At 61.1% G+C, this 25,238-nt stretch carries 22 protein-coding genes; 11 read left to right on the top strand and 11 right to left on the bottom strand.

From position 1 onward, the window contains the following. Positions 1–202: 202 nt before the first annotated feature. Positions 203–1,612 (bottom strand): tyrosine-type recombinase/integrase, encoded by a 1,410-nt coding sequence (locus D0550_RS25875; RefSeq protein WP_161966052.1) that lies wholly within the window; start codon positions 1,610–1,612, stop codon positions 203–205. Positions 1,613–2,326: 714 nt separating this feature from the next. Between D0550_RS25875 and D0550_RS25870 the strand changes: the two genes are divergently transcribed. Beyond that, positions 2,327–3,910: an arylsulfatase gene (locus tag D0550_RS25870; protein WP_116812089.1), complete on the top strand. Its 1,584-nt coding sequence runs from the start codon at positions 2,327–2,329 to the stop codon at positions 3,908–3,910. 34 nt (positions 3,911–3,944) lie between these two features. On the opposite strand, the gene D0550_RS25865 is transcribed toward D0550_RS25870, so the two are convergent. Continuing rightward, the gene (locus D0550_RS25865) at positions 3,945–4,634 is read right to left on the bottom strand and encodes an alkylmercury lyase family protein (protein ID WP_206606542.1); all 690 of its coding nucleotides are present in this window, start codon (positions 4,632–4,634) and stop codon (positions 3,945–3,947) included. Positions 4,635–4,669: 35 nt separating this feature from the next. Next, the gene (locus D0550_RS25860) at positions 4,670–5,476 is read right to left on the bottom strand and encodes a thioesterase family protein (RefSeq protein WP_116812088.1); all 807 of its coding nucleotides are present in this window, start codon (positions 5,474–5,476) and stop codon (positions 4,670–4,672) included. Between the two features lie 149 nt (positions 5,477–5,625). On the opposite strand from D0550_RS25860, the gene D0550_RS25855 reads away from it, so the two are divergent. Together D0550_RS25855 and D0550_RS25850 are read left to right on the top strand one after the other, a co-directional pair. Further along, complete coding sequence (locus tag D0550_RS25855) at positions 5,626–6,120, top strand: winged helix-turn-helix transcriptional regulator (RefSeq protein ID WP_116812087.1); 495 nt, start codon at positions 5,626–5,628, stop codon at positions 6,118–6,120. Positions 6,121–6,252: 132 nt separating this feature from the next. Beyond that, positions 6,253–6,597 (top strand): addiction module antidote protein, encoded by a 345-nt coding sequence (locus D0550_RS25850; protein WP_116812086.1) that lies wholly within the window; start codon positions 6,253–6,255, stop codon positions 6,595–6,597. Between the two features lie 12 nt (positions 6,598–6,609). On the opposite strand, the gene D0550_RS25845 is transcribed toward D0550_RS25850, so the two are convergent. Both D0550_RS25845 and D0550_RS25840 read right to left on the bottom strand, forming a co-directional pair. Further along, positions 6,610–8,904, bottom strand: coding sequence for a DUF349 domain-containing protein (locus D0550_RS25845; protein WP_116812085.1), 2,295 nt, complete (start codon positions 8,902–8,904; stop codon positions 6,610–6,612). A gap of 34 nt (positions 8,905–8,938) precedes the next feature. Then, positions 8,939–9,907, bottom strand: coding sequence for an alpha/beta hydrolase (locus tag D0550_RS25840; RefSeq protein WP_116812121.1), 969 nt, complete (start codon positions 9,905–9,907; stop codon positions 8,939–8,941). A 95-nt stretch (positions 9,908–10,002) separates the two neighbouring features. On the opposite strand from D0550_RS25840, the gene D0550_RS25835 reads away from it, so the two are divergent. The 3 genes from D0550_RS25835 (at position 10,003) to D0550_RS25825 (ending at position 15,022) form a co-directional block, all read left to right on the top strand. After that, positions 10,003–10,344 (top strand): hypothetical protein, encoded by a 342-nt coding sequence (locus D0550_RS25835; protein ID WP_116812084.1) that lies wholly within the window; start codon positions 10,003–10,005, stop codon positions 10,342–10,344. Positions 10,345–10,705: 361 nt separating this feature from the next. After that, complete coding sequence (locus D0550_RS25830) at positions 10,706–12,712, top strand: acyltransferase family protein (RefSeq protein ID WP_116812083.1); 2,007 nt, start codon at positions 10,706–10,708, stop codon at positions 12,710–12,712. Positions 12,713–12,835: 123 nt separating this feature from the next. Further along, entirely contained in the window at positions 12,836–15,022 is a 2,187-nt protein-coding gene (locus D0550_RS25825) for an SGNH/GDSL hydrolase family protein (protein WP_153067345.1), read from the top strand. On the opposite strand, the gene ppk2 is transcribed toward D0550_RS25825, so the two are convergent. Further along, positions 14,971–15,894 carry a polyphosphate kinase 2 gene (gene ppk2 / locus D0550_RS25820; RefSeq protein WP_116812081.1) on the bottom strand — a complete coding sequence of 308 codons (924 nt, stop codon included), beginning with the start codon at positions 15,892–15,894 and terminating at the stop codon, positions 14,971–14,973. The two genes, D0550_RS25825 and ppk2, sit on opposite strands and share 52 nt — an antisense overlap. Before the next feature lie 118 nt (positions 15,895–16,012). Here ppk2 and D0550_RS25815 point away from each other — a divergent pair, with 118 nt between their 5' ends. From D0550_RS25815 to D0550_RS25795, 5 genes are all read left to right on the top strand, one after another. Further along, on the top strand, positions 16,013–17,260 hold the full coding sequence (locus tag D0550_RS25815) for a DUF445 domain-containing protein (RefSeq protein WP_116812080.1): 1,248 nt from the start codon (positions 16,013–16,015) through the stop codon (positions 17,258–17,260). A gap of 90 nt (positions 17,261–17,350) precedes the next feature. Then, positions 17,351–18,046: a DUF6445 family protein gene (locus D0550_RS25810; RefSeq protein ID WP_116812079.1), complete on the top strand. Its 696-nt coding sequence runs from the start codon at positions 17,351–17,353 to the stop codon at positions 18,044–18,046. Between the two features lie 121 nt (positions 18,047–18,167). After that, positions 18,168–18,515 carry a hypothetical protein gene (locus tag D0550_RS25805; protein WP_116812078.1) on the top strand — a complete coding sequence of 116 codons (348 nt, stop codon included), beginning with the start codon at positions 18,168–18,170 and terminating at the stop codon, positions 18,513–18,515. 108 nt (positions 18,516–18,623) lie between these two features. Then, positions 18,624–19,178 (top strand): glycine zipper domain-containing protein, encoded by a 555-nt coding sequence (locus tag D0550_RS25800; RefSeq protein ID WP_153067344.1) that lies wholly within the window; start codon positions 18,624–18,626, stop codon positions 19,176–19,178. A gap of 29 nt (positions 19,179–19,207) precedes the next feature. Then, a complete protein-coding gene (locus D0550_RS25795) occupies positions 19,208–19,810 on the top strand; it encodes a DUF6515 family protein (protein ID WP_153067343.1) in 603 nt (200 codons plus the stop codon). Between the two features lie 5 nt (positions 19,811–19,815). Here D0550_RS25795 and D0550_RS25790 read toward each other — a convergent pair whose 3' ends face one another. From D0550_RS25790 to D0550_RS35650, 5 genes are all read right to left on the bottom strand, one after another. Next, positions 19,816–20,259: a type IV pilin protein gene (locus D0550_RS25790; protein WP_116812120.1), complete on the bottom strand. Its 444-nt coding sequence runs from the start codon at positions 20,257–20,259 to the stop codon at positions 19,816–19,818. A gap of 14 nt (positions 20,260–20,273) precedes the next feature. Further along, complete coding sequence (locus tag D0550_RS25785; RefSeq protein WP_206606541.1) at positions 20,274–23,975, bottom strand: pilus assembly protein; 3,702 nt, start codon at positions 23,973–23,975, stop codon at positions 20,274–20,276. A 23-nt stretch (positions 23,976–23,998) separates the two neighbouring features. Beyond that, positions 23,999–24,607 (bottom strand): pilus assembly PilX family protein, encoded by a 609-nt coding sequence (locus D0550_RS25780; protein WP_206606540.1) that lies wholly within the window; start codon positions 24,605–24,607, stop codon positions 23,999–24,001. Next, complete coding sequence (locus D0550_RS25775) at positions 24,604–24,984, bottom strand: PilW family protein (protein ID WP_116812075.1); 381 nt, start codon at positions 24,982–24,984, stop codon at positions 24,604–24,606. The genes D0550_RS25780 and D0550_RS25775 overlap by 4 nt, the downstream gene beginning before the upstream one ends. Before the next feature lie 51 nt (positions 24,985–25,035). Beyond that, positions 25,036–25,238, bottom strand: a 203-nt coding sequence (locus D0550_RS35650; protein ID WP_206606539.1) for a hypothetical protein, incomplete at its 5' end; no start/stop codon positions are given.

The raw sequence follows: 25,238 nt of genomic DNA, 5'->3' as shown, positions 1-25,238 counted from the left end.
GCTCCACGTCGCGGGTCTCGACCAGTCCATCAAGTTCTTCGGCGATCCGTTCCGGGCTCGGGCGTCGGGATTGCGTCGGCATGTTTGCTCCAGCACTGTTGAGGGTGTGCCGACTGTGACCGTACGTATCGGGTAAGCGCGAGCAACAATACGGAATAGGCCGCACCCGCATTGTTGATTGCAGTTGTCCTTGGAGTTTGCTTCAAGCAGCCGACTGCTTCGCGGCCTGCCTTTCCCCCAACGCCACGATGTTGGACTCTCCAGCGACAATTCGCTGCAATTCCGAGGCCCACTGATCCAGCGCCGAGCGCTTCTCGTCCTCGTAGGGGTGTTTGTTGTAGACCTTAAGCATTCCTTGCAACTTGTGATTGAGCACCTTTTCCACCCAGATGAAGTTGATGCCGAGGCGGTTCATATGGGTGGCAGCGGTCCGGCGCAGATCGTGCGGCGTCCAGTGCTCCAGCCCGCATTGGTTGCGAGCTGCCGCCCTCGTCAGCGACTTTTCTTCCATCGAAGCATCGCCGAGTCTCTTGCTGTGTGCGGTGGGAAAGACATAGGCCGAATCGCGGTTCTGTCTGCCCTGCTCGTCCTTGAGTTCCCGCAGCAGTTCGAGCGCCAACTCGGACAGCGGTACTCTGTGTGCTTTCTCTCGCCGATTCTCATCCTCGGCACTGTCCGCTTTCTTGCGGCGCTTCTTCGCGGTTTTCAGATGCGCTTCGGGGATGGTCCACAGCTTCTTGTCCAGATCGATGTCGCTCCAGCGCGCTTTGAGCAATTCGCCGCGACGCTGTGCCGTGACCAGCAGCAGTTTCAATCCGATCGCGACGGCACGGGACAAGCGCGGTTCCTCGCGTGTTCCACGGCGATCCTCGCGGCCTTTCTTCAGTGTTCCGCCTGGCTGCGTGGAGCGGAGCTCATCCAGGTTCGTCCAGAGCTTGCGAATCTCGTCTACGTCGAGAGCGCGCTCTCGTGGCTCCTCGGGATTCTGTTTCTCAAGATCCGCCATCTCTTTCGCGTCAATATCGTGTCCTTGGCTTGCGCCGAAACGCCAGAGCTTCTTAATCAATGACACAGTGTCGTTGGCCACCGCCGGCGCACGCTCATCGATTGCGCGCGTGAGCAGTACCGCATCGCGCAGGGTTAATTCACCGACTTTGCGGTAGCGCCATTTCGGCTTGGCCTCGGTACCCAGGATCTCCGCGTTTAACAACCTTTCGCACTGCCCAGGATCTTTGTGCCGTTTGCGGACGTACTCGGCGACGAACTCGGCAGCGAGTTGCTCGACGGTCAGCGCGGCGGCGGCCGCTGCCTTTGCTCTGTCCGTCGCGATCTTCTGCTGCTTTTGGTGTTCCTTGGGATCAATGCCGCGCCCTCGGAGCTTGTGGTTCTCTTTCAGGCGCTCGTGAAACGTCGAAAGAGTAATCGCCGGGAACGGACCAATCGTGATCGGATCGCCGTTGTTGCGGTCTCGGAAGACCTTGCGGCCGTTCGGGTAGATACGCAGTTGGCCGCCGGGGACTGGATTACCTTCTTCGTCCTCGCATGGAATGGAAACATCGTATCGCTCGGCTTTGGGTTTCAGCGCCTTGATCTGGGTCGTTGTGAGTGCCACGTCTGTACCCCTTGTACCCCGCGTACCCCGTTGTGAATGCAAACGGCCGGCAGCGGAAATGCTTCTCGCGATGGCGTCGCGACCCATCTGCGCGTATTGCGCCGGGGTACAGCGAGGGGTACAGTCTGATTCGTTCTTGGCACTTCCGCAACGCTCCCAGCAATGGAGTAGCGGAAAGCCTGGAAAACACGGCAGAAGCGAACACTTACGTCGTTTTGAGTTAGGAACGTTTGGGCACTCTCAGGAAGCGCGAAAATTCATGGGGTGCAAGGGGTCGCGAGTTCGAATCTCGCCGTCCCGACCAATACTTACGAGCGTTCGCTCAAGCCTCTGGGGCCAAGCCTCTGACAGCACACAAAGCTGTGCTGTAACACCGACGACGGCCCTGACCACAACCAGCCTGATCGTCATCGTCCTACGCACCGAAGCGCCGGCCGGGATGCGCCCGCATGGCGGAGCCTCGACGAAGACTGGGGCGTGCATCACGCACTGGAGCGCGTGGTCGAGCGGCCTGCGTCGAATTCGCCCCCAGCAGTTGCAATGACCACCGTGGACGAGTGGGCCTATGGGTGCACGCTGCCCGGATATCTCATGCGGCGCTTGGCGCCAAAACTTCTCGCTGATTCCTCGTCTACCAGGGCTAATTGGATATTTTTGGCCGTGCCCAACGGTCAATGCTCCGATTGAGCGCTCCCGACTAAGGAGGCAACAGCGATGGCGACAGCATCAGGCAAGCAGAAGCGTAAGCCCAACATCATCCTCATCCTCTCGGATGACTTCGGCTACGGCGATGCGGGAGTCTATGGTGGCGGCGAAAATCGCGGTATGCCGACCCCGAATCTCGATCGCTTGGCTGCTGAGGGCATGCAGTTCATGTCCTTCTACGCACAACCGAGCTGCACGCCGGGTCGCGCCGCCGTGCTGACGGGGCGCATCCCGAACCGTAGTGGCATGACTACGGTCGCGTTTCAGGGTCAGGGCGGAGGCTTGCCGGCCGCAGAGTGGACGCTAGCTTCGGTTCTCAAGACCGCGGGGTACAAAACTTTCTTCACTGGCAAGTGGCACCTGGGCGAATCGGACTACGCGCTGCCCAACGCACATGGCTACGACGAAATGAAGTACGCGGGTCTGTACCACCTCAACGCCTACACCTACGCCGATCCGAAATGGTTCCCCGACATGGATCCGGAATTGCGCAAGATGTTCGAGAGCGTAACGAAGGGCGCGCTCTCGGGAAACGCGGGCCAGAAAGCGAAGGAAGACTTCAAGATCAACGGCCAGTACGTCAACACTCCGGAAAAGGGCATCGTCGGCATCCCGTTCTTCGACGAGTACATCGAAAAGGCAGCACTCGAATACCTCGATAACAACGCCAAGTCCACGGAACCGTTCTTCATGAGCGTGATGTTCATGAAGGTGCATCAGCCGAACATGCCGGCGCCCGAGTTCGAAGGCAAGTCGCTCTCGAAATCGAAGTTCGCCGACTCCGTCGTGGAGAACGACACACGAATCGGTCGCATCATGGACAAGGTCCGCTCGCTGGGCCTCGACGACAACACGTATGTGTTCTGGACTACCGATAACGGTGCTTGGCAGGACGTCTATCCGGATGCCGGATTCACGCCGTTCCGCGGGACCAAAGGCACTGTGCGCGAAGGCGGCAATCGCGTCCCGTCCATCGCTTGGGGGCCGGGCATCAAGCCGGGATCGCGGAATTCGGACATCGTCGGCGGCCTGGACTACATGGCGACGTTCGCATCGCTAGCCGGCGCGGACCTGCCGAAGATGGATCGCGAAGGAGAGCCGATCATCTTCGACAGCTACGACATGTCACCCGTCTTGTTCGGCACCGGCAAATGCGAACGCAAGAGCTGGTTCTACTTCACCGAAGACGAACTGACGCCGGGCGCGGCGCGCGTCGGAAACTACAAGGCGGTGTTCAATCTGCGCGGCGACGATGGCGCCAGAACGGGTGGCCTGGCCGTCGATAGCAATCTGGGCTGGAAGGGCGCGAACGCCTATGTTGCGACCGTACCTCAGGTGTTCGACCTCTGGCAGGATCCCCAGGAGCGCTACGACATTTTCATGAACAACTATACGGAGCGCACCTGGACGGTCGTGTCGATCAACGCGGCCATCCAGGATCTGATGAAGACATACTTGAAGTATCCGCCGCGTAAGCTGCAAAGCGAGACCTATACAGGCCCCATCACGCTCACACGCTACGAGCGTTTCGAACACGTTCGCGCACAGCTGGAGAAGCAGGGATTCAATATCGGTCTGCCTGTCGGCAACTGATCTCGACTCGCCAGCGACATCGACCCATGACCTGTTAGAAACGCCCCTCTTGTTCATCGAGCGTCCACACGGGACCAGTGAGGCCGTGACGCTCGAACATCGCAGCGGCTTGGCGGACAGACCATTTTGTCCAGTGCGCATCCGCATGGCGTGCGTACCACTCAGCGGCAAACTTCCATACCTGCTCGACAGGCCGCACGTCGCCCTTCGGGATTCCGCGCGAAGCGCACCACGCGTCGACCTGCGACTCGTTGCGAAACAACAGCATTATGGAACAGGTGTAGATAACATTGTCCCAAGCGCTTCGCATGGGGATGGGAAAATGGACAACCAAATCCTTGTCTAGAATTTTTCCGTTTTCGATCCGCACGGTCACGAACTCGCCCATGGCGCCGAGACGTGTCTCGATAGTGGCCGTACCACCCGCAAGGTGAGCCAAGCCCAGGGAACACCACGCGCAGTTGCCCCACCATGTGTGTTGAGCTGCCCTCACCACGCAGGTGGTGGGGGCAGCGGAAAAAGGATGAGCGACCCAGATCTCATCGGAGTTCGGATGTAACACGACTCCGTGATAGTCAGCGAGACCCCTCAAGGCCGCGCGAGCCTGTGCCTCAGCACACTGAAAATGCGACGCAAGCTCTGAGATCGTCGGAGCTCGCTGGTGCCGGAGAAAGAACGCGATGATGACCGAGTGCAGATTGGAGTTGTCTATTGCGTGACTCATCCGGACCTCTGAACTGCGCTGCGAGCCGACACCTGCTAAGTGTTGCCGGCCGGTCGCACAGTCAGGCACTGGCTCACGACGCCAACCGGACCGCGCTCATCGTGAATCAGACTGTGCGTGAGACCGACACCGGTTGAGCCAAAGCTCACCGTCGTATCAAGGCCAACCCACGAACCGATGGGCGCACGGATCAGGTGAGCAGTCAGGTCCAGGTTCGGAAATGCGACTGCATCCGGGGACGCCCGCGGCGTCGCCCCATTGGCGACATCGATGAGCCCCATGAAGCGTGCGGTAGAGCTGACCGAGGTGTTCTTCAACAGGTCGATGTCCGTGCGCACCCAGATCGTGCACCTTCCGGGGCTCTGCTCCGCACGACGAGCTTGCACCGTACGCACAAACTCACCCCGCCACACGCTGGAATATTCCCATTTGGGTAGAGTGTCGGGATCCGGCATGGCGATGATGGGACTTCCCGATATCGCGGCCGTGTCACCACCGACCAGCAGCCAGGCACGAAGCACCACTGCCGTGCGCTCAGCAGCGGTGATCCGCGCTTCCACCAGCTCGATGGTTTTGCCTGGTCGGATGACTGCCACGCTCACTCTAAACGGCGCCATGCGAAGCGGACCGAGAATTTCGAAGGACAACCGGCTAATCAGCAGATTGTCGCGTCCACGGTTGGCACAGTCCTGCTCGATCAGGTGTGTCAACAACCCGAGCACGGGTGCGATGTGCTGCTCCGCTGGGTTCCACGCGCCTCCGACATAACTCGTCGGGGAGAATTCATCGTCACTCAGTTGCTCGAAGTACCAAGCCGGACCGACGTTTGAGATTGCTGTCATTGCATGCTGTACAAAAAGATGCGCGCGATCTTCGGGCGCAGATTTAGCGGTTCACGCCAATTCCCTCGAGCAATGCGCCGCGCGCGTGTCGTTGAACTTCGAAGAATGGCGCGGCAAAATACTAGCTTCAATTTTTGAAGGGAGTCAACATGAGTTGGGCCGATGTTGGCGACACGGTGTGCCCCATTGCCAGATCACTGGCGGTGGTTGGCGATCGATGGACCGTGCTCATCCTTCGTGAGCTGTTTTTGGGCGCTCGAAGATTCGAGGAATTTCAGGTGCAAACGGGGATGTCGTCGCATTTGCTTGCCACTCGGCTCAAGCGATTGCAGGAGGACGGCATCGTTGCACGACGCCAGTACAGCCAGCGACCCGTGCGATATGAATACCGGCTTACCGACAAGGGTCTGGATTTCTATCCGCTGCTACTCAGTCTGAAGAACTGGGGCGAAAAGTGGAGCGGACTGAAAAAGAACAACCCGCCTGCGCTGGTCATCGTCCACAAGAAGTGCGGGCACGAAACCGGGCTTAGACTCAATTGCCCATCGTGTGGAGAAATTCTCGATCCAAGAGATGCAGCCGTCACCTTGGGAAAGAAATTTTCCTCGGAACGACAGGCTCGCCGGGGCGCCGACGGTCGTTGACGACGCCAGTGCTCGCGACCCGGCCTTTTCTTACACCCAGAGGGGCTAACTCAGTATCTGTAACCGATCGTTTACAGGATATCGAGCGCGCGATCGAGATCGAAAAGCATTGGACCGAGTGAGTACATAGTCATGCCAACCAAGCGTCCAGGACGCAAGTCGGCCACGAAGAAATCGGCCAGCAAATCGCGAGTCACATTCTCCAAGTGGGACGTGGCCGATCATCTGCGCAAAGAGGCAGATGTTGTCGCCTATTTCGAAGCATGCCTTGAGGAGGCGGGCGACGATCCGTCATTCATCGCTGCCGCGCTCGGTGACATCGCCCGTGCTCGCGGCATGTCACGCGTCGCGCGTGACAGCGGCCTCACGCGCGAAGGCCTGTATCGAGCGCTCAGCAAGGGCGCAAATCCCAGCCTCGGCACCGTACTCAAAGTCACGCGCGCGCTCGGCCTCAAGCTGCGGGCAGAGGCTGCCTGAGCGCCGGTTTGGTTACACCGCCTTCCTCCGGCACGCCTTGAACCGATCGAGCAGCGGCAGGTACGTGCCCTCCTCGGTCGGCCCCACCGCCAGCCATTCGAGCGTCAGTGCATCGAGGCCTTCTTCGGCCTTGATCCCCTGCCCCATGCTCTGCATCAGCCGCTTCACTTGGTATTCGCGGCGTAGCGTCTGATCGGCCTCGGGTGTCGGTGTGTCGGTCAGGATCTCGGCGCGGACGCAGAGGGTCCGCAGCACCAGCTCGTTGGCGGCGAGCTCGTCGTTGGCCGGCTGAGCGAGAGCGTGCTTCAACGTCTCCAGCCCGCGCTTGGGCCATTTCGTCGGTGTCGACAGCTGAGCCTCGGCAATCTGCTTCAGCGATTCACGCTCAGCCTCATCGGCCGGTCGAGTAACCGCAAGTCGATACGCACGCACGGCGTTCGATGCATCGAGCAACGCTGTCCAGCCCTGCTCCGCATCCCGAGCGTGCTGTTGAGCGACAGCTTTGTGACAACGCTCGAGCGCGCGCTCGAAGCGGGTTTGCAGTTGTCGTGCATCGGCTCTTGGCAATTCCTCGATGCCGTCGAAAGCGGCCCGCAACTCGGCAAGTCGCTTCGCGCCGTCGATCAGTTCCTGACCAGACAGCTGTGCAATCTTCTCGACGTCTTCGCACAGGCTGATGGCCTGCGACTTGTTGGAGTCCAGCGCCGCGTTCTGGGTCGCAAACTCCTGCTGTCGTCTCTGGAACAAGGCGTCGCATTGCTTTCGGAAGTCCTCCCATAGCTTGCGATCGTCCTCGCGCGACACCGGGCCGACGGCCTTCCATTGCTCCTGCAGTCGTTTGACTTCATCGATAGCTTTGCGAGTCTCCGCGGATCCGGAGAGCGCTCGCGCACGCTCGATCAGTGATTTCTTTTCTTTGACGTTACGCGCGTACTCAGCATCTATTCGGCTCTGCAGAGTTGCTGTCAATGTATTGAAGCGCCCTTGCAACTCTTCGGCCGCGGCCGGATCCACTGGCGAGTGCTGGCGCCAAAGCTGTCTGGCTTCGCGCACCGCTGTGATCACGTTGCGCCAATCGGGCTGCTCCCAATTGTGTTGCGCCTCGAACGCGGCGAGCCGCTCGAACAGCAGGCCTCGCTGCTGCAGGTTGTCGGCCTTGACCTGATCCTGCGCCTCGAAGAATTCGCGGCACGGCTGAAACGCTTTCTGCGCGGCTTCATGGAAGCGCTGCCACTCTGCCTCGCCATTCTCGCCCGCGCCCTTGCTCAAGGTCCGCCACTGTTCCTGCAGATCCTTGATATGCCCCGCCAGCGCCGTGGGATGCAGTGTCGCGCCGATCAGCGACTCCATTCTTTCGATCAGCTCGATGCGCTTGGGAGCGACCGAGAAGCTCTTCCAGTCCTTCAGCTCCTGCAGTTTCTCATCGAGATGTCGCAGTTGATTGGCAAGATGGGCCGGCAACGGCGGCGCGCCGGCGAGCCTCTCCTCGATGCCTCGGCGCAAGCCTGCCGCGGTCTTGCTGCTGCCGGACGCGAGGGCACCATGGGCTTTGCGAAGCAGGCCACCGATCTGGCGCAATGACTTCGCTTCCGCCTCGTGCTTCTCGACTTCAGCCTTGTGTTCGGCTTCGTGGACTTGGGCTCGCTCGGCAGCGGCGGCGGCGGCAGCCTTCTCTTCCTGCTCCCGTTGCTGCTGGGCCTGGGTGGCCGCATTGGCAGCGGCCAGCTGGCGAGCCGCTTCGGCGGCGATCTGTCGCAAGTGCTGAGCGACGACTTCTCGCGCGCGGTCGATTGCCTGCCGGGTTTTCTCGGCGACATCCGGCTCTGCATGGGGTGCTACGGCCGTCCAGCGACTTTCCAGCTGCTCCAGGGTCGGCGTGAACATCGGGTCATACGGACGATGACTGTGCTTTTCGATGGCCGCCGCCGCCGCCGCGACTTCAGCGTGCAGGTGCTCGACTTCGCGCTCCTGCGCCAATAGCGAGTCGCGCTTGCGTGTCAGGATCTTGTAGACGCTCTTGTCCTTGCCGCCGCGGGCGTCGCGGATCAGCTGGCGGATCAGTGCCGGATCGTCGATGGCCTCGGCCGCCTGCTGTCGGATCCTGGTCGACGTGCCGTCGATGACCAGCCTGGCCAGCGTCGGCATATCGCCGGCGGCCATCGCTGCCTGCAAGCCCTGCTCCTCCTGTGCCGCGAGCGGCGCAGCCTCTGGAGCACGCGGCTCGGGAGCCTTGGGCGCTATGGGTTCCGGCTGCTTCGCGGGAGCTGAAGGCTGCGGCGCTTTGCGAAAGCGTGAGAACAATGACATCGATCGATCCTGACTGAATCCTTCCCCCGGACGGCTACTTTAACGGATCCGCGTTACCGACGCTCTTCGTCGAGCGAGCGAGGAATGCGCCGATCGACTGGATCAGGTCGGGCGCCACCGGCAAGGACGGATCGCCGTAGGAAGCAGCTTGCTGCCCTGGATCCGCCAGAACCAGCTTCAGGACATGATTCATGCCGCGCACGATTCGCAGCTCGCATTGCTTACACGCCTGCTGCAACGATTCGGCGTCGGTGACCGTCACCTGGATATCGGTATCGCCCTGGACGATCAGCCCTGGAAGGGTCAGCTTCGCAATCTCGATCGTCGGTGAATACCGAAACCACGACACGAGGTACGGCTGTACGCTCGGCCGATACAGCGGCATCAGCGGCTGAGGGACGTCGGGCGACAGCTCTCCTGCTTCGAGTCCCTTCAGGATCGCCTCGTTGCGCTCGATCAGCGCGGGCGGAAAACGACCGCGCAGTTGTCGTCTCAGAGTTGCCGAAGCCGGCTCGCCGGCACCCGCGATCGAGACGAATGCCGCGGCCCGAGTTCCTTGCGAGGCGATCATGCCGATCAACGATCCCTCGCTGTGCCCGATGACCGCGACGCCTCGAAACCTCTGATCTTTGGAGAGCTGCTCGATCCACGCCCTGGCATCCTCGACGTAATGATCGAAGCGCAAATCCGCCTCGGTCACGGCCGCCGCGGCGCTCTTGCCGACGCCTCTCTTGTCGTATCTCACTGCGGCAAAGCCTGCATCGGCTAGTGCGAGTGCGAGCATCTTCAGCCCATCGTTCTTGCCACTCAGCATAGCGCTGTTGCCATCGCGATCCGTTGGACCGGAGCCAGCAATGATCAGAGCGATGGGAAAAGGCCCCGCCGACGCTGGTGTGCTGAGCGTGCCGTGCAACGTTCCAGAGCCGGTTTGCAGCTCGATGGGCTGCTCGGCAGCAAGACTCTTGGCGGTCAAAAACAGCAGTACGATGAGGAGGTATGGCATTTGATCCCTGGCATACGATGAGGTCCGATCTCCGACAGCATCATCGCAGATCTTGCAGCGGTTACAATCGCTGCCGCCGTACGCAAGGAACACTCATGGGACATCTGATCGAACTCAACGACACGCTGAAGCTCAAGCGTGGCGCCGGTTTTCCCGCCGAGCTGCGCGTCGGCGGGGTTTATGATTTTTCGCTGGCGGGCCGGCGCCTCTACAACCTCAAACCGACGCGCGTCTTGCTGGTCGAGGACATCGACGGCAAATGGAATGTCGTCGGCCACGCGATGATCCTGCGACAGACCATCGATGCAGTGACTGATCGCACCAGCGGTCAGTTCGAGGTGTCGCGGCTCTATCCGCCGCAGTACGCGAAGCTGGTGAACCAGTTCGACGCACCCGCCGGCAAAGGCTACGAACTCGGCGTAGACGGATCACCGTAGAAAATTTTTGATCGCACAAAGTGCAGGAACTTTGGGGTCGAGACGGCGATTGCTCGTCACATGAAGGGCTGCGCAAGACAAACAAACACGAGCGCATCGGACGTTCCGATGCCGTGTCTGCAGTTCTTACGAAAAATCGTCTGGCGCCGCCGTAAGGGTCATCACGTTCGCCGCGTGCCGGCGCGCTTTTCCATCTTCGGGCAACAGCATCGCTCGCAGGACCGCCCGATGCTGAGTAACACCAGCTGTTCCGCGCTGCTGTCGCCGGCTTCCTCTGCTGCCGCGTCGCTCTCCTCTCCACCGTAGTACCGGACTCTCTTAACTCTCGAATTTTCCTGGTCGAGTTAGAGAGGGTCTGCCCATGCACCCTGACGTCCTGTCAGCGGGGCACGCCGAGCATTTCCAATATCGCCCCGCCGTCGATGGCTTGCGGGGGGTGGCCGTGCTTGCCGTGCTTGGATTCCACGCGTTTCCGGAAGCCGTCCCGGGAGGCTACGTCGGCGTCGACGTGTTTTTCGTGATCTCCGGCTACTTGATCACAAGCATCGTCGCGCGCCAGTTATTGCACGCCGATTTTTCGTTCGCGGATTTTTACTGGCGCCGCGTGCGGCGTTTGTTTCCTGCACTGATCCTGGTGCTGGTCACCATCCTGGCGCTCGGCTGGGTGCTGCTGTTGCCCAACGAATTCAAGGAACTGGGCAAACATGCGACGGCAGCGGCGGTATTCCTCGCGAACATCGCGCTGTGGCGCGAAAGCGGCTACTTCGATACCGCGGCGGAGTTCAAACCGTTGCTGCATCTGTGGTCTTTGGGTATCGAAGAACAGTTCTACCTGCTATGGCCCGTGCTGATGGTGACGCTGTGGAAGCGTAGGACGGCGCTGCTCACGATTCTCGCAATCCTCGTGCTCACCTCCTTTGCGTTGAGCGTGCAGCTGGCGCAGGCGGCGCCGGTCGCGAATTTCTACTGGCCTGTGTCGCGCTTCTGGGAGTTGGGTGCAGGCTGCCTGTTGGCGCTGCTGATGGAGCGCTCCACACGCGCTGTAACGAGCGAACTCGGTGCGAATCGCCGGCTCGCTGCGGCTCAGAACCTGCTGCCGCTGACGGGCCTGGCATTGATCCTGGTCGCGATCGCGAGCTTCGATACCGAGACGCCATTTCCAGGTTGGCCCGCGTTACTGCCGGTCGCCGGCACACTGCTGATCCTGGCGACACCCGCGCATGCATGGATTCAGCGCCGTGTCCTGGGCTGGCGACCGTTGGTGTGGGTCGGACTGATCAGCTATGCGCTGTACTTGTGGCACTGGCCCCTGCTGTCGTTCCTGAACATTCTCGAAGCCGGCCTGCCGCCGCTGGCGATTCGCTGGGTCGCAGTGGGGATGAGCTTCCTGCTCGCGTGGATCACCTATCAGTTCATCGAAATGCCCATCCGCAGACGCAAGGAGCGCAGGCTGAACTACCGCCTGGCTGCGTCCGCGGCCGTCGCGGCCGCCGCTGGGATGGTGATCTATGTCACCGGCGGCGTGGCGCAGCGCTTCGATCCGGACATACTGGCACTGGTTCATGGCCCGAAGATCGACAAGGTCTGTCGCGCCCGCTTTGCCGCGGAGATGCCCGTCAACTACTGCCGCACCACCGGCCCGCAGCCGCCCTCGATCCTGTTCGTCGGAGACTCCAGAGCCCACGCGATATACGAGGTCGCAGCGCCAGCGCTGTCGCAGGAATACACAGTCATGCTGTTGGGTCGCGGTGGCTGCCCACCGGTCCTCAACGTGCGCCTCATCGGCTACGATGACAACGAGAAAGAGTGTCAGGACGTTTGGCGCACCTTCGTCGCATACGCACAGCAGACCAAGCCGAAGGTCATCGTCGTCGTCGGCAACGGCTCCGTGCTCATCAGCAATCCCAAGTTTCACTTGAGCCGCGAGAGCGGCAGCACCAACGAATCCAAGGAGGCGCTGTTCGAGTACGGCGTGCGCAGCTTGTTGAGCGAGCTCTCCCGATTCTCGCGCGTGATTTATCTCGGCGAGATTCCCGCGTACGCAAGCCCGCCTGCCTGTTTTCTCCGCGCTTTCAAATTGCCCACGACACAGTGCCATCCGGAGCGCGCCCGCGAGCAGGTAGAGCTCGCCATGGCACCTTACAACCGGGTGCTGAATCGGGTTCAGCTGGAGATCCCGGGTTTGCAACTGGTCGACGCAATCGCAGTGCTGTGTGCTACGAAAGTTTGCTCGCAGCGGCCTCCTGGCAAGCCCGTTTTATACAGCGATGCAGTTCACCTGAGCCCGGCGGGCGCCCGGCTGCTGGTGACCAACACCGGCCTCACCACCCTGATCTCCCGAGACCTGGTCAGGCCGGACTCCGGCTAGCGCTGCGACATGTCACATTGCACGGAACCAAAGTAGTTCCTGCTCACGTTTAGCGTGGAGCAGCGAGCGACCGGTGAGCTCGAACAGAGTGAATCGCGCTCGCATCACCGCAACGAGACCAAGATGCCGCGAACTATCGGAGCGCCGCTGTGGGCGGCGCTCAGCGCAATTGCACTTGTATGGCCCTCGAGCGGCAACGCCCAGCAAGCCTATCCCAGTTTTCATGACGTCGATTTCTTTTACGCACAACGGCCACAGGTGTTCCAGGCCCTGTGGCAGGCAGCGCAGACGCAAACCCTACGTATTGCGGTACTGGGCGACTCGCAGGAGACCAGCCCCGGCTCGCACGGCTTCCAGTACATTCCGTTATTGAACTATGAGATGTGGAAGCGCTTTGGCAATTCGCCTGAGACGCCGGTGGTCGGATGTTTCTATTACGGCAACTCTGGCCCCGCGAACTGGCTGCTTGCAGGACACTGCGCGGCACCGGGGCCCACGGCGACGCGACTCGATGCCACCCAGATTCTGCCGAATGCCCAGCCGAGCGCCTTCTCGACCCTGAACGGCGCGAGCAACATTACCGGCGGCAATCGCGGCCAATTGACCATGCTGCGGCCCGATGCAAGCGGCGTCGATCCGAGCACGCAGATTCCGACCGATGTTTCCTATTTCAACACCTCGGGCGTGGTCAAAGCCCGCATCTACGCCGCGACCAATGTCACATCGGGCGAGATCGGCTATCAAGCCCGTCCCAATGCAACCTCCTCGGTTTCCTATGCCGCTGCCGTCACGACCCGAGGAACGCTCGCGCTCGGGCTTCAGGCGCCGACGTTTTCCATCCAGTCGGGCGAGACCTCGACCCTGGATTTCAATCGCCATCCCTACCTGCAGCTCGAGGTATTCGGCTCGAGCGACCAGGCACTGACCGACGTCATCGGACTGCGCTTCGTCAACAAGACGCATCCGCAAGGCGTCGTGATCGACAACTTTTCGCTCGGCGGCTATACGGCGTCGCGGTTCCTGAGCACTCACGCCAATGCCGGTCAGATGTTCTCCGCATTCGGTTTCCACGCCGCCATCCTGCACTATGGGGCCAATGAAGGCGGCAGTAGCAGCGCTGCGCAGTTCAAATCCGATATTTCAGCGGTGATCTCGCGCGTGCGAACCTGGGTGGGCAATGCCAGCTTCCCCATCATCCTCATTGCAGACGTTTACGAAAGCACGCTGCCCGCAGCGCGGATGGCTGAGTACGACCGATATGTCGGCGCGCAACTCGCCATCGCGCAAAGCGATCCCAACGTCATGGTCATCAACGCGCGACGTTTGATGGAGAACATCGGTTGGCAGGCCAACGGCGGTCGAAGCTCCGAATTTCTCGAAGACGGTGTTCATTACACAGGGCTCGGAGCACGCACGCTCTCTGCAGCCGAAGTCGCCGCCATGATGGGCGAAATCCACGCGAGCGGCTGCCCGAGCGATCCCGGTGCAGTGACTTTGCAACCGAGCATGACGCTGGTCGTCGATGTCGGCGGCACCACCGCCTGCACGAATCACGGTCAGCTGACAGTCGCTCGGGCATTGACGTTGAACCAGGCGACGCTGAAAGTGGAGCTGACCGGTGGCTTTACGCCCGCGATCGGCGATCAGTTCAAAGTGCTCTCGTTCAATTCGCTGTCAGGCACGTTCGGCACTCTGACCCTACCCCCGCTCCCTTCGGGCTTGTCCTGGAACACGGACCAGCTTTATACGATCGGCACGCTCACCGTCGCGAACGCCGCGACCCCGCCGAATCCGCCCGAGCCTCCGGCCTCCCCACCGCCCCCGACCATCAGCGTGACCTCGGCAGCCAGTCAGTCGATCACCCTGCCGAGTGCGCCCGCTCCCATCGCATTCACACTGAATGGCTCCGGCACGCTGACCGTGAGCGCCAGCAGCGATAACGAAACCGTACTGCCCGATGCCGGCATCTCGATCAGCGCAGGCTGCGGCTTGGAAACTTTGGCCTGCACGATGAGCCTCGCTCCGGCCGCGGGACAAACAGGAACCGCGAGGGTGTCGCTCACAGTCGTCGACACGCACAGTCAGTCAGCAGCGACCACCATCACGTTAGAGATCAAAGCAGCGCCGGCGTCTGAGCCCGGAACCAGCAATGCAAACGGCGGCCAGACTGGAAATGCCAGCAATGGACACAGCGATGGCGGTGGCGGCAGCATGGATCTGCTCTCCATGCTGGTGGGACTGCTGTTGCTCGCGATGAGTCAGTACACCTCTGGGACCAGCATGTTCGACGGAACGGCCTGGCGGGAATAGTGCTCGTGCCGTTCGCGCTGAGGTAAGACGACATCGGGTTTCTGCACCTCCGCGTATGGAAATTGTTGCAGCAGGTGATCGATGCAGTTCAGGCGCGCGCGTTTCTTGTCAACGGCCTGCACCACCCACCAGGGCGCTTCGGGAATGTGCGAGCGTTCGAGCATGATCTCCTTCGCCCTCGTGTAATCCTCCCAACGGCGGCGCGACTCCAGATCCATGGGACTCAACTTCCATTGCTTGAGCGGATCGTGAATGCGCCCGAGGAAGCGCAGATGCTGTTCCTCGTCGGTGATGGAGAACCAGTACTTCAACAGATGGATGCCCGAGCGCACCAGCATGCGCTCGAACTCGGGCACCGAGCGGAAGAACTCCTCGTATTCTTCCGGCGTGCAGAAGCCCATCACACGCTCGACGCCGGCGCGGTTGTACCAGCTGCGATCGAACAAAACGATTTCACCCGCGGCCGGCAAATGCGCCACGTACCGCTGGAAGTACCATTGAGTGCGCTCGCGATCGTTCGGTGCGGGCAATGCTACGACCCGGCACACTCGTGGATTGAGCCGTTGCGTGATGCGCTTGATCGCACCCCCCTTGCCGGCGGCGTCGCGCCCTTCGAACAGGATGACGATCTTCTGCCCGGTCGCGACCACCCAGTCCTGCAGCTTCACCAGTTCCGCTTGCAGGCGCAGCAGTTGCCGGAAGTACTGACGCCGATATTCCTTCTCCGCCGCGCCGTCCTGCCCGCCGGGAATCCCGGGCAGCGGATGGTGATCCTCGAACTCCATCTCCAGCTCTTCGTCGGCGCTGTCGGCGAGCTCGCGGCCGATGCGCCGGATCAATTCGTCCTGATCGAAGGGTAGATCGTTGTTCATCGGGGGCTCCTCGCGGAGGATTCAGCCACGGTAATCATTCCACACCGCCATGTCACATTGGTGAATTGCCCTATTATTCCCCATCCAGGCTGGTAGTTCCGGAGGGCCAGAGGACCACATGCAGCGAACCCCCACTCCCCGTGGGCTGCGCCAGATGCGGCGAGTCGCGACTGGACTGCTCATTGCGGTCAGTATTCTCTACGTCATTGCCTACGTACTGGAGCGCACGCATCCGTGGGTTGCCTACGTTCGTGCCTTCGCCGAGGCGGCGATGGTCGGCGCGCTTGCGGACTGGTTCGCGGTCACCGCCCTGTTCCGCCATCCGCTGGGTATCCCCATTCCGCACACTGCAGTGATCCCGAGGAGCAAGGACCGAATTGGCGAAGGCCTCGGGCGCTTCGTGGAGGAGAATTTTCTCGCGCCTCGAATCGTCGCCGAGAAAATCCAGGCCGCCGATCTCGCAGGCGGTCTCGCACGCTGGCTGAGCGATCCACAGAACAGCTCCGTGGCAGCCACGGGCCTGATGCGCGGCCTCGCGACGATCGCCAGTTCGCTGAGCGACGATGCTCTGCGCCAGCTGATCCGCAAATATTTGCTCGCCCCCGTGGAGCGCACCGAGCTGTCGCCGTTACTCGGCAGAATCCTTGCAGGGCTCATGGCGCAGCAAGGTCACAATCGGCTGGTCGACGCCCTGCTCCGCAAGGCCGCCGAGCTGGTCCGCGAATACGAGCCGCAATTGCGTCACGCCGTGAGCGTACGGACCTCCTGGCTGTGGCGACGTCTTGCGGTGGACCGAAAGGTCGCCGACCGGCTGGTCACCGTGCTCGACGAAATCCTGAGCACGGCGGCGGAGGATCCGGATCATGCGCTACGCACGCGTATCAATGAGGCGCTGGCCCAACTCTGCCAACAGTTGCTGTCGTCACCTCAGTTCCTGGCCGAGGGCGAGCGACTGAAGAAACAATTGCTCGAGCAGCCGGCCTTCGAAGACTACCTACGTGGCGTGGGGCGAGATCTCGTCGATCAGATCGCCGCGCATGCCGCCAGTCAGGATTCCTCGATCGATACGCCACTCGCACAATGGTTGCGCGGCGTCGCCGAGAATGTGCTGAACGACGAGTCGCTGCGCACCGAGATCAATCTCATGATGCGCGCGGTCGTCATTCGTGTTTTCGAGCTGCAACGGCACGAAGTTGCGCACTTGATCGCGGACACGGTCAAGCAATGGGACGCAGATACGCTCAGCAGTCGCATGGAATCCGCGATCGGCGCCGACCTCCAATATATCCGTGTGAACGGTACGCTGATCGGTGGACTTGCTGGCCTCATCATCCACGTCCTGACCAAAACCCTGTTGACGCCGTGACCAAGGCAGCTGCGGCCCCTCAACTTCGTAGCAAGGTTCGCGGCTGCTAAAGTAGTCTTATGCCTGCAACGCTCACCGGTGGACGGACCCATGATTCTCGACTTTCACCCGCAATTTCGGCTCGAGAAGCTGGTGTTCGGCCGCGAGCGTGCGACGCTGCTGGTGATCGACAACTTCGTCGCCGAGCCCGAGCGCCTGATCAAAAAGGCCAGCACGGCACAGTTCACCTCGGGCGGCCGCTTTTATCCCGGGATCCGGGCCAAGGCTCCGCCCTCCTATGAACACTTCCTCGCCACGCGCCTGCTGCCGCTGCTCAGCGAACATTTCGATTTCGCGGGCAACACACTTAGACTCAGTATGTGTCACTTTTCACTGGTGACGACAGCCGCGATGGATCTCACTCCCATGCAGCGCATCCCGCACGTGGACTCGCTCTCGAGCGAGGGATTCGCAACCGTCCACTACCTGTTCAAGAGCAATCTCGGCGGCACTGCCTTCTACCGCCATCGCGCCACCGGCTTTGAAACTCTCGATGAAGTGCGAGGGCCGGAATATTTCGATGTGGTGCAAGCACAGAACGCCGGGCCGGATTGCCCAGGGCTGCGCTACATCAATGGCGACACGCCGCTGTTCGAACGAATTGCACAGGCCGAAGGCGTGTTCAATCGCATGCTGGTGTACCGTCGCAACTCGCTGCACTCCGGTTCGATCGATGCTAACTTCGTGCCCGATGCCGATCCGCGCTCAGGTCGATTGTCGATCAACAGCTTTATCGATCCCGCTTGAGCGTGGGACTTTCTCCCACTGCATTTCGAAATCTTTTGCGAGCGCGGAACCGTTTGCTGCAGCCGGGCGCTAACCCCCCAAGCGCCAATTCCCGAGCGCCATTTTCTTTGCGAGGTATGCAGTGAACCGTCCGCTCCATATCGCTGCGCTGGTTGCAGCGACCCAGCTCCTGTTCTCGATATCTTCTGCCCAAGCGCAGACACCCCGTGGCGAAGAGATTCCCCCTGAAGAGAATGCACCGCAGATCGAGGGCCATCCACTCACATCCGTGGTGGTGACCCAATGCAACCTCGTCGTGGCCGTGTATATGACGATGCCGGACGGCCGACTGCTACGTTTCGACAGCAAAGCGCAGATCGATGCGGACGCGCTCGTCAGCATGGCCTACTCGGCGACCCGCAGCGAACGGGTCGAAGTCTCGTGCAACGGCCTGGGGTCCTCCGGCTATGAAACTCACGCGCCGACCTGAGCCGGAGCGTCCGAACGCGCAGCCCACAGTTGATTACAACTGATTACAACGTTCCGCCCCGGGCTGCGCGATGCTTGCAGTCACGATGTCACGCCCCAGGTGAACCTCGTGAACGCCGCGAAACGAACGCTACTCTCCATCGGCGCCTGCCTGAGTGTTGGCGCATGCGCATCGACTCCGACGACTGTCGAAGGCCCAGCGCCTGCGCCGCCGCCCACACCTAGTCAGGAATCCATCGTCTACGCCTATCCGCTCAGGAATCAAACGGCGGAACAGCAGGACCGGGATCGCTACGAGTGTCATCTGTGGGCCGTGAAGCAGTCCGGGTTCGACCCGAGCGCGCCCAGCCTGCCCCAACGTGCCCGTGTTCGTGTCGTGAACCAACCGCCGAGTTCGATCCCGGGCGGAGCCGTGACAGGTGCTGTGCTCGGAGCTCTCATCGGCGGCCCTTACCACGCCGGTCCGGCTGCCGCGATGGGTGCTGCTGCTGGCGCCATGGTTGGTGCCGCCAGCGACGCCCAGCGCGATCAACGCATTCAACAAGTGGAGCAGCAACGCAACGACGCGCAACGCAGCCGTGAGTCCGCTGTCGATCGCAAAGTGGAAGACTACCGTCGCGCGATGTCCGCTTGTTTCGCCGGGCGCGGCTATAGCACGCAATGATCGAGAGTAGTACCGTTATGAAGACGCGAATGAGTTTTGGCCTGCTGGCGTGTCTCGTTCTTGGTCTGACGCAGCTTGCGCACGCTCAGTCACCCGGCCACGGTTATCACTATCCTCGCGCAGGCTACCAAGTCCACGCGATACCGGCCCAGCGACACGTCATCGTCGCACCCGGCGGCAGTCGTTACTTTTACTCGCGAGGCATTTGGTACGCGCCCCGTGGACCCAACTTCGTTGTCGTGCACGCGCCGATCGGTCTCTACGTGCCCGTTCTGCCGCCCTTCTACACGTCCATCTGGTTCGGCCCCACTCGTTACTATGTTGCCGACGACACTTACTACGTGTGGCGCGATTCCGCCCACGCTTATCAAGTGGTCGATCCGCCCGAACAAACGTCGGGCAGCAGCGCCTCGGTCAACAACGACGTCTTCATGTATCCGAAGAACGGGCAATCGTCGGATCAACAGGCAAAGGATCGATACGAGTGCCACAGTTGGGCCAGAGACGAGACGCAATTCGATCCGACGCAGCCGGGCGGCGGCGTCGCCGACGATCAGAACGCGAGTAAACGCAGCGACTATCGACGCGCGATGTCGGCGTGCCTGGATGCACGCGGCTACAGCGTCAAATGATCACGTCACCAGCAAGTGTTGTTGTTGTTCGAGCGACGGGTGCCAGTGTGATTCAGACTCAGCGTGCCACACTGCTGACCCTCCGCCCGGTTCTGGACAGCGGTCGGTTCCGCCTGCACGACGTATTCCGATTGCCTCAGTGAGGCTTCGGGGATTGTGATTGTGTAAAAGCGCTGGAGATCGTTTTCGGTCTCGCAGCCTGGATTGATGTCGGCACCGACGTAGGTCAGATTGGTCGTGTAGCGCCGCTCCAAAGATTGCGCAATCTGCGACAAACACGCGGCCGCCGCATTTCGATGCGTGCGTGCCACGTAGCGCTGATAGGACGGGTACGCGATCGCCGCGAGAATACCGACGATCACCATCACGACCAGCAGCTCGATCAGCGTGACACCCCTCTGGAACGAGGCGGCAGACCCGAAGCGGCGTGTATTCCTTGAATGTTTCATGACTTCACGATCCGTCAATTCACCAGCTCACGCCAGCTCAAGCGTCCGGCACTGGAGTTGCCACCCTGCACTTTGAGGTGCTCGGTGCTGCCATCGTCCAGGCTCACGTACATCTCGTTCTCGACGAAATTCGGATTGTTCGAGCCGGTGTCGAAGCCAATGCCGGAGATGATATTGCCATCCACCTGCGACAAGTCAGCATTGTTGAACTGGCTGTCGCGATTGACATCGAAGAAGGTCGAGTCGAGTCTGCCGCCGGTGAACGGATTGATGGCCATGATGAAACCAGTGCCCGTGGGATTGCACGGGTCGACGGCTGCAGGAATGCGCGTGGTGCCGATCAACGCCGCGCCTTGAAAGCGGTTTGGCACAACCATGCGCTCACCCCGCTGACCGTTAGTCCCCGGCGACACCAGATCCATGTACCAGCCGCGCAGGCCTCCCAGTTCGCCGGCATCGCCAGTTTGCACGGTGCGTACGGCCAGTCCGTCCTGCCGAGACTCGGTCAGAATCTCGCGCCGGACCAATTCGCTCCTGGTAGTCAGCGTGCTGTACTCATCCTTGATGCCGTACCAGGTTTGCACCTGGTGATCGTCGATATCGGCAGTGTTCAAATAGCGGCCGGTGCCGAAGAACACCCACAGGGCACCCGTGTTGGGATCCCTGCCGGCCAACGGTGCGGCCGTGATCGGTTGCGGATTGGTGCTCGGGTCGGTCGCCGCGAAGATCTGCCTCACTGTGGGCGTTCCCGACAGACCGGTGAACTTCCACAGGTTGCCGCGCAGGTCGCCGGCAAAAGCGGTATCGGCAAACCCATCCAGATTGGTGTCACGCGCCAGTACGGCGCTGAGTGCGTTAACGTTAGCCGCCCCAGTGTTGGCGACCGTGGCAGTCCCGGAGAACACACCAATCATCACCAATTGGGCGCTTCCTCCCGTGCTGTCCGCGCCGTTACCGAAAATCACGCGCCAATCGCCGTTGGCCACCTGCGTGATCACCGGTCTGCCGATGTTCTTGCCGAGCGCCGGAATGTCCGTCGCGCTCTTCTCCCAAAGGAACTGCACGCTGGCGGGATTGGTGATATCGAGCGCAAACACGCCCGGGCCGCCGCGGCCCATGGTGCCCACCAGCACGGTCTTCCAGCTGCTGCTGCCGGTGTCATAAACATCGCTGATGGCCATCTCGCCATCGACGAAATAGCGATGTTCGTACTCCGGATTGCTGAGCTCCTTCATGCCATGCTCGATCGAGGCATTGGGCACGAAGGCATAGACCTCCGCACCCGTGTTGCCATTGAAACCATGCAGCATGCCGTCGTTGGCACCGACGTACACCATGGGCGTCCTGTCGGCCTGCGCCACCGCGAACTGGCTATACGCGCTGGCACCGGTGAACGTTGCATTCAAGTACAGCGATGGGTTTGGCTTGCCGACGAACACCGGCGTGGAATTGACGATGTCGCCGAGCACCCCGCCACGCGTGCGCAACGTTCCATTCGTCTGCTCCTGCTCCTTGCTGCGATCGCCGCGCAAATAGTTCACGACATCCTGCGAGCCAAGCTTGGTCCTTTGATCCGAGCCAAGATTGTTGTAGGTGAACAAGCGATATCGGGTGGCGGCCGTTCCCCCCTGAGGGTTGTGCACATAGATCGGCCGGTCTGCCCAAGCCGTATCGCGGTTCACGCCGCTTGCCCGCCACACAGAACTCAGCGCACCGGTGCTGGTATTGATCTGGAACGACTCCAGCTCGCCGAACCAGCTGCCGCTGTAGAACTTGGCCTGGTAAATGCGCGTATCCGTGTCGATGCGAGTCGAGTTCGAGCCCAGCGAGCTGCCGGAACCGGGTTTCGGGAGTGCGATCCTGGCGAACGCGCGATTCAAGCTTTGCACCATCGCTTCGGCTTCGCTCGCCACATAGAAATTCTGCGGGCGGACATCGCCGGTACTCAGGGTTTCGTTGCTGGCCCACCAGCTGGCAGGCAGCGCCTCGGTGCGCGTGTATGGGTCATAGCTTTCGTTTTCCGGCAGCGTGAAGCCACCGTACTTGGCCGCGAGCCAGTATTGGTTCCTCGCCCTGCCGAGCAGCGTCTGTGCTTCACGCACGTCCACCCAATAGGTCGACGCGGTCTGCTTGCCACGAAAGTCGTTGGCGCCTGGACGCAAATCCATGGTGTTCGCGTCGTACGCCAGACCCGCGATATATGCGGAGTTGTTGCGGCCGGTGAACTCCCCGGTCGTGTCGATCGTGATGCCTTCGATCGTCGCAACCCGTTGCGTCGCAGTGACGACGTTGATGGTCGTGTCGCTCGCCACCTCGGGCGGGACGGCCGGCTCCTCGCTCCTGTTCGCATTGCCGGGCAAGTTCTTGTCACGATGCGTGTTGACGTCGCCGATGCCGAGCAGCGCGTTGCTCTGGCAACTGTACTGGATCGGGTCATCCCAATCGGTGATGACCGGGAAGCCGTCCGCCCAGTTATAGCGCACATCGGCGCTGGTGCTGTTCAGATTGGAATACGCCGCCACGTTGCCCTGATTCTTCAGGTAGCGCAGCGCTGCGTAGAACATTTCGCTGACCGGGTCGTAACTCTTGTGATTCTGGGTCGTCATCTGACCGAACTTGTTGATGTAGTTGATGACGCCGCTGTTATCGATGGTATTGCCGGCGCTATTCGTGCCTACGTTGGCCGCCGTAGCCGCGGCATCGGTCGGATCCGGGTTCTTTATCAGCACGCCGGTTTGCGGGTCCCACTCGCGATTGGCATTGGCAATCCAACCGTTTCTGGGATCGAGTTTCTCGTCGCCGACGAATTTCTGCCGGGCGCGCAGCACGCCACCGTCGCGCAGAATTGCGCTTTCGTTGAGATAGCCGAACACGCTGAAGCGCATGCGCTTGGCATATTTCTGGATCAGCCCTTCCGGCTTCGCCGCGTTGCTTCCGTACGCCACGCAGTTGGCTTCCAAGCCGGGGCTCGAGGCGCACACTTTCACCCGCACGCTGACTTCATAGACCAGGGCCGAATCCAGAGCTACATCCGGGTTGTACGCCGTGATCACATTGTTGTTCCGGCCGCTGCCGTTGAGGTTGTTGCCAGCGAGGGTGAAGCGCATCTTGTTGCCGAGCGTGCCGATGCGCGTGTTCATATTGGCCCAGTCGGCCGGAGTGGCGCCCCGGACCAGGGTATTATTGTCGCCGCTCGCCGGCAGGCGCCGGTCTGGATAGATACCACCGCCGCCATTGCCGTCCGAGCGCGCCTTCTCCACCCAGGTCTCGGCCGTGGTGTCTTTGACCCGATAGCCGCCGGTCAGCGCCTTGCGGAACGGATCGATGGTTTGGGTCGCCGCCCAGTTCAGAAAGTTGCCGCTCCACTCCTTGTTCGTGTAGGTGCAGGTGCGGTTGTTCGTGGTCCTTACTGGATTGAAGTGCCGCTCCGGCTCATCGGTGTGGTAGACATATCGATAGCACTTGCCCGAGTCGAAATAGCCGACGTAGGTGCGATTGACGTCATAGGCATTGAGGTTCGCCATGCTGTCCAGCGTCGGATACTCCACCGACGGCACCAGCACGAGGTTGCCCGGCACGTTACCGCCGACGGTCAGCGGCGACTGCCCGACGACAGGCGTTGCTTGCTGCGCCCCCGCGACACCGGCTATGAATGTCATGAACGTTGCGAAGCAAGCGGCTCGCACTCTCGCCCACATCTCATTGTTCGTCGACATGACGCCCTCGATTTGAACCGCCATCAGATGGCGCGCTTGACGGTGGTCTGAAGCACGACCAGGGAGCGATCGTCCAGGTCGATCGGATTACTGCTGCGCGCGGTAATGCGATAGAACGCAACGGTGACCGGGGCCGAGTTGCCCGCTTCGCTGTAAGAGCCGGAACCGGCATTGGCGTCCAAGCCGAAATCGCTGTCGCCGCTGCCCGTGCCCATGTACTGAATGAAATATTGCGGCCGACCCGGCGTCTTGTCGTTGTTGATGTTGTTGACGTCCGGAACCGCAACCCAACTCGGGTTGGGCGTGGCGCTGGCTGTAAACGTGTCATCGGGCATCACGTTGCACACGACGCCGGCAGCGGTGCAATCGACGCCGCCGAGTGCACTGATCTGCCAGTTGCCCGTGATGGCATCCTCGGCGGCCCGCAGCGCGGACTCGGCGCGCTGAAATGCCAGCGAGCGGTCATACATGTTGGCGCTCATGCGCTCCTGCAGGTTCGTGCCACGAACGCTCGCCAGCCCGATCACAGTGGCCACCAGGAGCAGGACCAGCGCAACGACCAGCGCAACGCCTCGTTGAGTGGCGGGGCCGGATCGCATCTGCGATGGAATGTTTCGTAACGAACCGGTCATAGCACCCGATTCCTCAATGTAATGACATTGGCGAACTCGCGCTGCAGCCGTCCCTCGTTCACGCTGGCATCGCTGGAGATGCGTTGATCGATGCTATCGATCGTGAGACCGACTCTGACCGCAGTGACGTTCGACCAGTTGGTGACGGCGGCCGGTGCTTGGAAGCTGTCACCGCCCTCTTGCAGGTACGTCAGGGTCATATTGGAAACGCCGGCCACTATTTCCTCCGCCGGCAGCTCCATGCGCTTGCGGAACAACGAGCGCCCGCCGCGGCTGTTGATGCCGACGTACCAGTCCACCGCCATGAGCCGCGCCACCTGCGAGCCGGGCGAGTACTGGTACAAATTGTTGTTCGGACAATTGGTGGGATAGCCCAAGCCCTGGGAGCAATTGTGAGCCGCCAGGCCGCTCCCGCCGACGGCGTAATTTCACTTCTGTATCCGTTCGCGTTTGTAACTCCGCACAGCGAAGATTGCCGCGTGACTGAAAATTTTGCACACCATCATGACGTCGCCGGCGGCGATGCTGGTGGGTGCCGAGTTGAGCTTTAAAACTGCGTCGCTCACCCGATGAGACTGAACAGCAATGCCATTGCCGTCGAGGCCCTGTCTCTTATACACATCTCCGAGCC

It is taken from the genome of Steroidobacter cummioxidans, assembly GCF_003104955.1.
Note: the sequence above shows the minus strand (reverse complement) of the source record. Positions and strands in the feature narration are given on the sequence as shown.